Source organism: Thioalkalivibrio sp. ALE10, assembly GCF_000381385.1.
Lineage (GTDB): Bacteria > Pseudomonadota > Gammaproteobacteria > Ectothiorhodospirales > Ectothiorhodospiraceae > Thioalkalivibrio.
In genome coordinates this window covers 60,627-72,458 of record NZ_KB906455.1, presented here as the reverse complement: position 1 = coordinate 72,458, position 11,832 = coordinate 60,627, and the positions used below count along the sequence as shown (strand labels likewise).

The following is an 11,832-nucleotide window of genomic DNA, read 5'->3' as shown; positions in this document are numbered from 1 at the left end:
GAACCCTGCCCCCGGTGGGAGGCCGGCCCTCCGGCCGATTTCACGGCCGGGCGTGGTCGAACCAGCGGCACAGGGTGGCGACGTCCACCACGTCGCCGGGCAGCTCGGCCCCGGCCAGTGACCGCGCCGGGGCGCCCGGTTCGCCAAAGCCGTCCAGTACCGCCAGCGCTCCGCTGAAATCCTGATCACGGGTGTAATCGTTGGTGGTGACCACCACCTCCAGCCCGGCATCACGGGCCGAGCGCACGCCGTTGTCCGAATCCTCCAGCGCCAGCGCCTCCGCGGCCGTCAGGCCCATCTCCGCCAGCGCATGAGTGTAGATGTCCGGGGCCGGCTTCTTCGCCGGCACGATGTCGCCGGCGGCGATCACCTCGAAGCGCCCCGGCCCCTCCTCGCCCAGGGTCGCGCGCAGCAGCGCGGTCACGTTCGCCGGCGTGGTGGTGGTCGCGATCGCCAGGCGCAGACCGGCCGCGGCGGCCTCGTCCAGCAGGCGCTCCACCCCCGGGCGCAGCGGGATCGCGCCGCCCTCCAGCAGCGCCACGTAGTGGCGGGTCTTGGCCTCGTGCAGGGTCCGGATGCGGTCATCGATGCCCGATTCCTCCAGCACTCGGGGGTGGTCTTCCGTCAGGTACTGGCGGATGCGTTCCTTGCCGCCGGTCACCCGCAGCAGCTCGCCATAGCGCTCCACGCTCCATTCCCAGTCCAGTCCGGCCTCGGCAAAGGCCCGGTTGAAGGCCACCCGGTGGCCGTCGCGCTCGGTGTCGGCCAGGGTGCCGTCGACATCGAAGATCAAAGCCTGCAGGGATGCCATGAAATAACCGCCTCCGCACGTGAATCAGAACATGTTAATGGGATGAAACGATGGCACATCACTTGCTCGTGCCCCCCTTCTCTGGTACTAAGTGCGCCTTCATTTCGAGCCGGAGAACACCCAGCATGGCTGAAGACGCCAACGCCAAGCCGTCCACGAAACACATGGTCGCCGGAGGCATCGCGCCCTACGAGCCGAAGCCGGACGAAGAGTACATGAATCCGGACCAGCTCGAGCATTTCCGCCAGCTTCTGGAGGCCTGGCGCGAAGAGCTCGCGCAGGAAGTAGATCGCACGGTGGGCCACATGCGCCAGGACGCGGCCAACTTCGCCGATCCGGCGGACCGCGCCACCCAGGAAGAAGAGTTCGGCCTCGAACTGCGCGAACGCGATCGCGAACGCAAGCTGAGCAAGAAGATCGACGAGGCCCTGCGCTCGATCGAGAGCGGCGATTACGGCTACTGCGAGGCCTGCGGCGTGGAGATCGGCATCCGTCGGCTGGAGGCCCGCCCCACGGCTACGCTGTGCATCGACTGCAAGCAGCTGGCCGAGATCAAGGAAAAGCAGATGGCGTGACGGGTCCCGGTGCGGCCCGCACCGGGCCGCACCCGCCCGTCCCCCTGCCCGCCCGGCATGTCATCCGCGCCCGACCGCCCGTACGTCGGCCGCTTCGCGCCCACGCCCTCGGGCCCCCTGCATGCCGGTTCCGTACTCGCCGCCGTCATCTCCTGGCTGGACGCCCGCGCGGTCGGCGGGCGTTGGCACCTGCGCATCGATGACATCGACCTCCCGCGCGTCCGGGCCGGTGCCGAGGATGCGATCCTCGCCACTCTCGACGTCCTCGGTCTGGGCTGGGACGGTCCCCTCACCCGCCAGTCGAACCGCGACGAGGTCTACGCCGCGGCCGTCGACCGGCTGCTGCAATCCGGCCATGCCTTTGCCTGTGCCTGCACCCGGCGCGAGATCCGGACCGCCGGCGTCGCCGGCTGGGAAGGCCCGGTCTATCCGGGCACCTGCCGCCCGGGCCTGCCCGCCGGGCGCGAGGGGCGTTCGCTGCGTGCCCGCGCCGCGACCCGTCACTGGACCGTGGAAGACCGCTTCCAGGGCCCCCTGTGCCTGGATCTGGAGGCCCTGGGCGGGGATTTCGTGATCCGCCGTGCCGGCGGGCTGCATGCCTATCAGCTGGCGACCGTGATCGACGATCACGAACTGGGCGTGACCGACGTGGTGCGCGGCATCGACCTGCTGGGGTCCACCGCACGCCAGCTGCAGCTGTATGCGGCGCTGGGGCTGGCCCCGCCGGAGCATGCCCACCACCCGGTGCTGGTGGGTGGTGACGGCGACAAGCTCTCCAAGCATACCGGCGCCGCCGGGGTGCATGGCGATGCGGCCCGCCGGGTGCTGGCGCGGATTCTGGAGGTCATCGAGCTGACGCCCTCGGATCCGCTGTGCCCCGATGCCCCGGAGGTCCAGCTGAATGAGGCCCTGGACCACCTCGCTCGGCGTCCACTGGCCCGGCGGCTGCCGCCTGCCAGCCACCTGCCCTGGCCCGACGGAGAAGCCTGACATGGACACCTCGCACGGCGTCCTGATCACGCTGCTGGGCGTGCTGCTGTTCCTCGGCCCGCCGGTGCTGTGGCTGGCCGGAGCCGCGCCGGCCTGGTGGTGGCCCTTCGCCATCTGGGCGGGCTTTGTCGGCGTGGTGGCACTGGCCACCGGACGGCGGCGTGACCCTTAGCCTGGGGCTGATCTATGCGGTGGGCGTGGCCTACCTGGCGATCCTGTTCGGCATCGCCTTTGTTGCCGACCGCAGCTCGCGGGTCGGCCGGCTGGCCGCCAGTCCGTGGGTGTTCAGCCTGTCGCTGGGGGTGTACGCGACCTCCTGGACGTTCTACGGCAACATCGGCTTTCTCGCCGAACAGGGCTATCTGTACCTGACCATCTATCTCGGGGTGACCCTGGCCTTTGCCGCCACCCCGTGGCTGTTGCGACCGCTGCTGCGCCTGACCCGCGAGCATCAGCTGACCTCACTGGCCGACCTGTTCGCGTTCCGCTACCGCAGCCGCCTGACCGGGCCGGTGGTCGCGCTGTTCATGCTCGCCGGAGTCCTCCCGTACATCGCCCTGCAGATCAAGGCGGTCACCGAATCCGCCGCGGTGCTGACGGCCGAGACCCCGCCCCACCTGCTGGCGCTGGCGTTCTCGGTCACCATCGCCGCGTTCGCCATCCTCTTTGGTGCCCGCCACATCGCCCCGCGCGAAAAACACGCGGGGCTGGTGCTGGCCATCGCCTTCGAGTCGCTGATCAAGCTGATCGCGATCCTCGGCATCGCCGGGGTCGCGCTGTTCGCGGTGTTCGGCGGACCGGCCGGACTGAACGAATGGCTGGACGCCAACCCCGGGGCCACCGAGGCACTGTACGCCCCGGTGCGCGAGGGCGGCTGGTTCGCGATGATGGTGCTGGCCTTTGCCGCCGCCTTCCTGCTGCCGCGCCAGTTCCACATGCTGTTCACCGAGAACATCGACCCGCGCGCCCTGAACCGTGCGGCGTGGGCGTTTCCGGCCTTCCTGCTGTTGCTGAACCTGCCGATGCCGGTGCTCTACTGGGCCGGCGAGGCGGCCGGGCTCGCGATCGACCCCAACTACTACGCCATCGGCATCGCGGGGTGGCTGGACTCGGCCACGCTGGCGCTGCTGGTGTTCATCGGCGGGGTCTCGGCGGCCAGCGCGATGATGATCGTGACCACCCTGGCCCTGGCCCACATGGGCACCAATTACCTCACCCCGATCGGCCGGCTGCAGGAAGACGATGCGCCCGGCAGCAACCTGTACCGCCGCCTGCTGTGGGCCCGCCGCACCTGGGTGGTACTGATCATCGGTCTGGGCTACGCCTTCTACGGCGTGCTGCAGGTGGTCGAAGGGCTGGCCGAACTGGGCCTGATCTCGTTCGCGGCCGTGACCCAGCTGCTGCCGGGGCTGGCCGGGCTGCTGTTCTGGAACCGCGCCACCCGCCTCGGCTTCCTCGCCGGCCTCGGTGCCGGCATCCTCGGCTGGCTGTTCACCCTGGTCCTGCCACTGCTGGACACCGCCGGCATCCTGCCCGGGCTGCCGGACCCGCGGGACTGGCTGCAGGCCGGCCATCTCGACCCCTGGACGTTCGCCCTGACCCTCAGCCTGGGGCTCAACGCGCTGCTGTTCGTGGCGGTATCCCTGCTGACCCGGCCCAATGCGGAGGAGCGCGAGGCCGGCCGTGCCTGTTGCCCGGGCGACGCCGCCGCCGGCACCGCCGGCGGGCTGCCGCTGGCCGGTGACGTGGGCGAGATGGAGTCCGCGCTGGGGGCGACCCTGGGTCCGGGACCGGCGCGCCACGAGGTTCAGCGGGCGCTGGACGAACTGGGCCTGCCGCGCCACACCCGTTCGCGCAGTGACCTCCGGCGCCTGCGCGAACGCATCGAGCGCAACCTTTCCGGGCTGCTGGGACCGGTGCTGGCACGCATGATCGTCGACCAGCACCTGCGCCTGGACGCCGCCGGCCGCCACACCCTGGGCGAGAGTCTGCGCCGGGTGGAGGAACAGCTGGAGACGCGCGCCCTGCCGCTGTCCGGGCTGGCCGCCGAACTGGATGCCCTGCGCCGTTTTCACCGCCAGATCCTGCACGAACTGCCGCTGGGCGTGGCCAGCCTGACCGCCAGCGGCGAGATCACCGGCTGGAACCAGGCCCTCGGTCAGCTCACCGGCATCCCGCCGGACACCGCCACCGGGCAGCCGCTGGACAGCCTGCCGAGGCCCTGGCGGGGGCTGCTGACGGCGTTCATCGAGAGTCCCGACCCGCAGTGGTACAAACTGCACCTGGAACTGGAGGACGGCGGGCGCCGCCTGAACCTGCACAAGTCCGACCTGCTGGATTCGGACGGGCGGCGCGAGGGCCGCATCATCCTGATCGAGGATGTCACCGACCGCGCCCAGCTGGAGGCGGAGATCGCCCACAGCGACCGCCTGGCCTCGATCGGCCGTTTCGCCGCCGGGGTCGCGCACGAGATCGGCAATCCGCTGACCGGCATCGCCTCGCTCGCGCAGACCCTGCCGCTGGAGGACGACCCCGACGAGATCCGTGCGATCGCCGACGACGTACTGGCGCAGACCCGACGCATCAACGACATCGTGCAGTCGCTGATCACCTTCGCCCATGCCGAGGAACCGGCCGGCAGCCGGTTCGAAGACCTCGAGCCCGGGGAACTGATCCACGAGGCCATCCGCCTGACCCGGCTGGCCGGCCGCAAGGACCTGCACTTCGTCACCTTCGGCCTGGACGCCCCGGGGCTGCTGGTCCGCGGGGCCCGCGGGCCCCTGCTGCAGGTCTTCATCAACCTGCTGACCAACGCCGAACAGGCCTCCCCCGAGGGGGCCACGGTGCGCGTGTGCGCGGAACGCCGCGACGGCCGCATCCGGGTCGCGGTGGAGGACGAAGGCGCGGGCATCGAGCCCGACAGCCTCGACCGGCTGTTCGAGCCGTTCTTCACCACCAAGCCCACCGGCCAGGGCACCGGCCTGGGCCTGCCGGTGGCCTACTCCATCGTGCAGGATCACGGTGGTACCCTGACCGCGACCAACCGCCCCGAGGGCGGCGCCCGCTTTCTGCTCACGCTCCCCGGAGGAGATCCGTCATGACGCGCATCCTGCTGGTGGACGACGAGGCCCCGATCCGGCGTGCCGTCAGCCGCTACCTGGTCCACCACGGCTTGACGGTGGACACCGCGGAGGATCTTGCCCGGGCCCGCGAGCGGCTGGAGTATGGCGAGCCGGACCTGCTGCTGGCCGACCTGCGCCTGCCCGACGGCGAAGGCACGCAGCTGCTGGGCGAGACCCGCGCGCCGGTGGTGATCATGACCAGCTACGCCTCGGTGCCGTCGGCGGTGGAGGCGATGAAAAACGGCGCCGCGGACTACATCGCCAAGCCGTTCGACCACGACGCCCTGCTGCTGACCCTGCGGGCCACCCTGCGCCGACGCGCCGGCGCGCAGCCCGATGCGGACGCGGAGCGGGACACGAGCAGCGACGATCTGGGCCTCAAGGGCGACAGCCCCGGTATCCACCACTTGCGCGAACAGATCCGCCGCATCGGACAAACCGAATCCACCGTGCTGTTGCGCGGGGAATCCGGCACCGGCAAGGAACTGGCCGCGCGGGCACTGCACCGTCTGGGGCCGCGGGCCGACGGTCCCTTCGTCGCGGTCAACTGCGCCACCATCCCCGAGGGCCTGGTGGAGGCGGAGCTGTTCGGCCACGCCCGGGGGGCCTACACCGGGGCCGTACAGGCCCGCACCGGTCTGATTGCGAGTGCCCATGGCGGCACGCTGTTCCTCGACGAGATCGGCGAGCTCGCCCCGGCCGCCCAGGCCCGCCTGCTGCGCTTTCTGCAGGATGGCGAGATCCGGCCGGTGGGATCCAGCGAGGCCCGGCAGGTGGATGTCCGGCTGCTGGCCGCTACCCATCGTGACCTCGAGCGCATGATCGCCGACGGCGGCTTCCGCGCCGATCTGTATTACCGCCTGCGGGTGCTGGAACTGGCGATCCCGCCCCTGCGCGAACGACCGGAGGACATCGAAGTCCTGGCCCGGCATTTCCTGGCCGAACGCAGTTCCGCCGGCGGCCCGGCGGAGCTGACACCGGCGGCCCTGGAACTCCTGCGCCGCCATGACTGGCCCGGCAACGTCCGTGAGCTGGCCAACGCGCTGGAGCGCGGCGCGGTGCTGGCCCCGGAAGCACGTATCGAGCCCGCGCACCTCGGCCTCGATGCCAGCGCGCCAGCCGCCAGCGGCCCCTCAGCCCCGGAGCCCCCGGCGAGCACCAGCCTCAACGACTACTTCCGCCAGTTCGTGCTGGAGAATCAGACCCGCATGAACGAGACCGAACTCGCCCGTGCCCTGGGCATCAGCCGCAAAACCCTGTGGGAACGCCGCCAGCGCGAAAACCTGCCGCGCCCGTGAACGCCGTGACTGCCACGCCCGCCGAACGCCGGGTCTTCTTCGCCCTGTGGCCGGACCCGGCCACCCGCGATGCCCTGCATGCGCTGGCCCGGGAACTGCCGGGACCGGGGCGTCCGGTACCGCACGCCCACCTGCATCTGACCCTGGCGTTTGCCGGCACCGTGGGTGCGCCGGTCGCCGAGGCCCTGGCACAGGCCCTGGCGGCGCTCCCGGAACATGCCGTGGACCTGCACCTGGACCGCTACGGGCATTTCCCCGGTCCCCGCGTCAGCTGGATCGGACCGTCATCCACCCCGCCGGGGCTGGAAGCCCTTGCCAGCGCCGCAACCCGGGCCTGCCGCGCCGCCGGGGTCCGGCTCGAAGAGCGCCCGTTCCGCCCGCACGTAACCCTGCGCCGCCACGCGCCGACGCCGCCCGAAGTCGAGGCACCGCCCGTCCCCGTGGTCTGGCATGCGAATCATCTGGTGCTGATCGAATCCGGTCGTGACGGCCACCCCGGCCCCTATCGCCTGCTGGCGGAGCGTCACCTGCTATCCTCAAGTAACCTATCTGACGGAGGCGACCGATGACACTCGACCATTCCCCGATCTCCGGCCCGATCTCCGGCCTGTCCCGCGGTCTGGCGCTCCTGCTCCTGCTGGCCCTGGCGCTGCCCGCACTGGCGGACAAGCCGGGCGATGCCCGCGCCATCGACGGCCTCGAGGACGGACGCATCCTCTGGGACGTGACGCTGGGCGACCCCGAACGCCTGATCGCGCGGCTGGACGTGATGCTCGAGACCCGCGAGGACATGCAGCGCCAGGGACTGGAACCGCACATGATCTTCGCCTTCCGTGGCGGGGCGGCCGGACTGGTCGCGGAATCCACCGATCATCTCGACCTCGCCGACGCCGACGCGGTCGAACGCCTGCACGACCGTCTGCGGGATCTGCAGGGTCTCGACAACGTGCACATGGAGGCCTGCAGCATCGCCACCCGGCGCTTCGATCTCGGGCATCAGGACCTGCTGTCCGGCATCGAGCTGGTCGGCAACACCTTCCTGTCCATCATGGGCTACGAGCGGCAGGGGTACAGCACCATCCGCATCGACTGACACCACCCCGCCCAACCCTGGTTCTCCAGGGGGCATTCAGCGCCCCGGCCAACACTGGTATGATCCGAGTGGCCGGTGATCGGCACGGGGGAAAGGCCTTGGCGCAACTGGAGATCACGACGCTCGGGACCGAGCGGGTCAGCGTGGACGACCGCGAGATTCCGGCCCTGTCCGGGACCAAGGCCGGACTGCTCCTGATCTATCTGGTCGCCGAGAGCCCCCGCCGTGTCCCGCGCCGCGAACTGGCCGAACTCTTCTGGCCCGAACTCGATTCCAACAACGCCCGCGTCAATCTGCGTCAGGGCCTGTTCCAGATCCGCCGCCACCTGGGCGACACCCTCGCCGAAAACCTGCAGGCGGCGACCCGCGACGTCGGATTCCGGGTCGACGATCGCTGCCATGCCGATTTCCTCCGGGTCGCTGCCGAAGACACCTCTTTCGGACCCGCGTTCGTCGCTCCTGCCGAAGCCAGCCCGGAGGATGCCCTGAACCTTGCCGACCGCGAGCTGGCGCGCCTGGAACTGTACCAGGGGCATTTCCTCGCCACCGACGCGGTGGCCGAAGGCCTGCCCCGCCTGGAGGCCTGGGTACGACAGCAGCGCGACGTCCTGTGGTCGCATGCGCGCGCCGCGGTCGAGCGCCTCCACGAATATCTGCGGCAGGCGGGCGAACCGGAGCGCGGGATCCGCGAGATGCGGCGGCTGCTGGACCTCGCCCCGGCGGACGAGGCCCTGAATGCGGTGTTTCTGCGGACCCTGCTGCTGGCCGGCCAGCCGGCACGTGCCGAAGAACACTATCGCCGCGTGGAACAGCTCCTGGAAGAAACCGACGGCCACGCCCCCGGGCCGGCGCTGGCCGAAATCCGCGAACAGCTCGAACGCGCGCGCGATGACGGCGTGCAGCGGACCGACCGCGCGGCGGCCTCCGCCACCGCTTTGCGCCAGGAGCGTCGCCGGCTGGTGCTGGTGGTCTGCGATCTGCGGGCACCCGAACACCTGGACATCGAAGAACAGTGGGAGCGGATTCGTACGGCGCTGGAAACGCTCGACGCCCTGTTGCTGGCGCATCACGGCCACGTGGTACGCGCCCCGGGCCAGGGCCTGCTGGCGTATTTCGGCTATCCGGCCGGGCGCGAGGAGGCCATGATGGACGCGGTCAGGGCGGCCTGGCAGGCCCTGGGCACCGCGCCGTCCGGGGTCGAACTGCGCGGCGGTGGACATCGACACCGTGATCACCGGCGACGACCCCGACATCCCCGACCCTGCCGGCCGTTTCACCGCGCGCGTCCAGGCCGTCGCGCGTTCCCTGCGCCCCGGCATCCTGTGGGTGTCGGCCGCGGTGCGGGAGAACCTCGAGGGTTTCTTCGAATTCCAGCCCTGGCGCGGACGCCCGGGCGGTTTCCGGGTCATCGCAGACCCGGGTCCGCGCGACCGCGTGGATGCACGCCCGGCGACCCGTCAGGCCCCGCTGGCCGGACGCGATGCGGAATTGCGCCGCCTGCGGGGCGAATGGGACCGGGCCCGTCGTGGCGGTTCCCGCTGGGTCCTGATCCAGGGCGAGGCGGGCATGGGCAAGAGCCGTCTGGCCCGCGGCCTGGCCGAACAGGTGGATGGTCACGGCGTGGTCCGGGCCCTCAAATGCCGCGAGGACACGGCCCGCCAGCTGCTGGCCCCGGTACGCCAGACGCTGGGACGATGGGCGGCCACACGCAACCGCCGGGCGGCGGCCGAACGCCTGCTCCGCAGGCTTCTGCAACGCCACGGCCAAGCCGCGGAAAAGGCCGCCGCCATTGCCGGCTGGCTGACCTGTCCCACGACCCCGGACCATGAGCTGTTCCGCTCCGGGAACGTCGACCGCGACCACCTGCTCGACGCCCTCGTGGATCTGACCCTGACCGGCGTGCGCGGCCGGGCCCTGCTGCTGATCGTGGATGACCTGCACTGGATGGACTCTGCGACGTCGGAATTCCTGCGGCGACTGCACCACCGTGGCCGCGATGCCGCCCTGATGGTGGTCCTCACCACGCGCATGAGCTATCGCAGCGAATGGCGCGACGTGGAGATGGAATCCATCGTTCTGCAGGGGCTGGACAATGCGGCGGCCGGGCATCTGGTGGCCGCGCTGGACCCCGGCCAGGCTCTGCCACGCACGGTACGCGACGAACTGGTCGCGCGGGGCGAAGGCGTACCGCTGTTCCTCGAAGAGCTGACCCGCTTCGCGCTCGAACACGGGCACCCGGGCACTCCCGGCGATGAACTGCCCCCCGGCCTGAACAACCTCCTGATCGCGCGCATGGAGCAGCTAGGGCCGGCGCGCGAACTGGCACGTGCGGCGGCGGTCATCGGGCGCGATTTCAGCGTCAACATCCTGGCCCGGCTGCTCGAACGCTCCACCGAGCACGTCCGCCAGCAACTGGGACTGCTGATGCGCAAGGGGTTCGTCGAACCGGCCGGTGCCTCCGAGGGGAACCTGTTCCGCTTCCGTCATGCGCTGTACCGGGAAAGCGCGCTGGAGGCCATGCTGCGTTCCGAGCGCTCGCGGCTGCACGACCGACTCGCGGATCTGCTGCAGGAAGAGGCGGAACGTCCGTACGGGGCCCCGGCGGGTGGCCGGGTCGCAGTGCACCTGCACCAGGCCGGTCGTTACCGCGAAGCGGTGACCCACTGGCTGCAGGCCGGCGAGCAGGCCTTTGCCCGCGGCATGCTGCCGGAAGCGGCGCAGCACTTTCAGGATGCCCTCGACTGCCTCCAGAACGACCTCGCCGACAGCGCCTCTCTCAACGAGGCCGACACCCTGCGGGCCCTCAGCGGGCTGGGGTCGGCCAGTCTGGCGCTGATGGGATACGGCTCGCGCACGGTCCACGGCCTGTTCGAACGCGCGGCGGAGCTGTCGCGGCCCGAGCGCGACCCGGTGGAGCATTTCCGCGTACTGTGGGGACTGTGGCACGGAGCCGGATCCTGTCAGGGCTTCGACGAAGCCGCCCGCCTGGCGCACGAGGCGGAGGTGGTGGCGGAGCGCTCGGGCGATCGCCTGCTGCGGATCGCCGCCGGTTACGTCCAGGGCAACACCTGCTTCTGGACCGGGCACTTCCGCCAGGCCATGGACCACCAGACAAGGACGCTGGAGCTCTACCAGCCGCGTGATCACCCGCGTCTGATCGCCCGCCACACCGAGAACCCCGCCATTCTGTCACGCGCCTTTTTCGCCTGGACGCTGCTCTTTTCCGGCAACCACGAACGTGCCTGGGTGGAGATGGACCGGGCCTGCCAGCACGCCGACCAGCTCGATCACCGGCCCACCCAGGCCTTCGTCTACAGTTTCCGCTCCGCCCTGGGCTTCTTCGCCGACCGCCCGCACGAAACACTGGCGGCCTCGCGCAAGGCCCACGACATCGCCGAGGCCTACGACTACCCGCTGTGGCGCACCGGGGCCGTCGCGGTATCCGCCTGGGCGCGCACCCGACTGGGCGATGACCAGGCCGTGGACATCATCCGCGAACAGGTGGAGATCATGCGCAGCGTGATGGACGGCGTCAGCACCCTGTTCCGGCTGTTCCTCCTGGACGCGATTCGGCGCGGGGCCCCCGATCCGCAGGAATGTCTGGCGATCGCCGACGCGGCCCTGGACAACTCGCTGCAGCGCGGCGACCGCTGTTTTCAGCCGACCATCCGGCTCCAGCGTGCCCGCAGCCTGCTGGAACTCGCGCACGGGGCAGATCCGGAGGGGTGGCAGGAACTGGAACGGGCACGCGCCGATGCGCGGGAACAGGGCAATCCCAACGTGGAGCGTCTGGTGCTGCTCGAGGTCGAACGGCATGCCCGCGACCCCGACTGGCGGCAATGGGTGGCCCGCAGCCTGCGCCAGGTCGACCAGTGCATCATCGGCAACCCGGGTGCCGAGGCCCTCAGCCACGACCTGCCGCGCGAGGCCTGATCCGCGCGGG

General features: G+C 70.7%; 8 protein-coding genes and 1 pseudogene. 8 read left to right on the top strand and 1 reads right to left on the bottom strand.

Annotated elements, in window-relative coordinates; translation table 11 throughout:
* Positions 1-40: 40 nt before the first annotated feature.
* Positions 41-811 carry an HAD family hydrolase gene (locus F788_RS0110565; RefSeq protein WP_019590136.1) on the bottom strand — a complete coding sequence of 257 codons (771 nt, stop codon included), beginning with the start codon at positions 809-811 and terminating at the stop codon, positions 41-43.
* Between the two features lie 125 nt (positions 812-936).
* Between F788_RS0110565 and dksA the strand changes: the two genes are divergently transcribed.
* The 8 genes and pseudogenes from dksA (at position 937) to F788_RS13420 (ending at position 11,822) form a co-directional block, all read left to right on the top strand.
* Positions 937-1,386 (top strand): RNA polymerase-binding protein DksA, encoded by a 450-nt coding sequence (gene dksA / locus F788_RS0110560; protein WP_018870927.1) that lies wholly within the window; start codon positions 937-939, stop codon positions 1,384-1,386.
* A 57-nt stretch (positions 1,387-1,443) separates the two neighbouring features.
* Entirely contained in the window at positions 1,444-2,376 is a 933-nt protein-coding gene (gluQRS, locus tag F788_RS0110555; RefSeq protein WP_019592921.1) for a tRNA glutamyl-Q(34) synthetase GluQRS, read from the top strand.
* A 1-nt stretch (position 2,377) separates the two neighbouring features.
* On the top strand, positions 2,378-2,548 hold the full coding sequence (locus F788_RS14070; RefSeq protein WP_018870925.1) for a hypothetical protein: 171 nt from the start codon (positions 2,378-2,380) through the stop codon (positions 2,546-2,548).
* Entirely contained in the window at positions 2,538-5,477 is a 2,940-nt protein-coding gene (locus tag F788_RS0110545) for a sensor histidine kinase (RefSeq protein ID WP_019590134.1), read from the top strand. The genes F788_RS14070 and F788_RS0110545 overlap by 11 nt, the downstream gene beginning before the upstream one ends.
* On the top strand, positions 5,474-6,796 hold the full coding sequence (locus F788_RS0110540; protein ID WP_019590133.1) for a sigma-54 dependent transcriptional regulator: 1,323 nt from the start codon (positions 5,474-5,476) through the stop codon (positions 6,794-6,796). The genes F788_RS0110545 and F788_RS0110540 overlap by 4 nt, the downstream gene beginning before the upstream one ends.
* A complete protein-coding gene (gene thpR / locus F788_RS0110535) occupies positions 6,793-7,365 on the top strand; it encodes an RNA 2',3'-cyclic phosphodiesterase (RefSeq protein WP_019021084.1) in 573 nt (190 codons plus the stop codon). The genes F788_RS0110540 and thpR overlap by 4 nt, the downstream gene beginning before the upstream one ends.
* Positions 7,362-7,889: a hypothetical protein gene (locus tag F788_RS0110530; protein WP_019590132.1), complete on the top strand. Its 528-nt coding sequence runs from the start codon at positions 7,362-7,364 to the stop codon at positions 7,887-7,889. The genes thpR and F788_RS0110530 overlap by 4 nt, the downstream gene beginning before the upstream one ends.
* A 59-nt stretch (positions 7,890-7,948) precedes the next feature.
* Positions 7,949-11,822, top strand: a pseudogene (locus F788_RS13420) (AAA family ATPase).
* The last annotated feature ends 10 nt before the right edge of the window (positions 11,823-11,832 follow it).

What these genes read in the sequence shown, in the direction of transcription:
- F788_RS14070 (WP_018870925.1), top strand. Translation starts at nt 2,378, where the DNA reads ATGGACACCTCGCACGGCGTCCTGATCACGCTGCTGGGCGTGCTGCTG.
- gluQRS (WP_019592921.1), top strand. Translation starts at nt 1,444, where the DNA reads ATGTCATCCGCGCCCGACCGCCCGTACGTCGGCCGCTTCGCGCCCACG.
- F788_RS0110530 (WP_019590132.1), top strand. Translation starts at nt 7,362, where the DNA reads ATGACACTCGACCATTCCCCGATCTCCGGCCCGATCTCCGGCCTGTCC.
- F788_RS0110565 (WP_019590136.1), bottom strand. Translation starts at nt 811, where the DNA reads ATGGCATCCCTGCAGGCTTTGATCTTCGATGTCGACGGCACCCTGGCC.
- dksA (WP_018870927.1), top strand. Translation starts at nt 937, where the DNA reads ATGGCTGAAGACGCCAACGCCAAGCCGTCCACGAAACACATGGTCGCC.
- F788_RS0110540 (WP_019590133.1), top strand. Translation starts at nt 5,474, where the DNA reads ATGACGCGCATCCTGCTGGTGGACGACGAGGCCCCGATCCGGCGTGCC.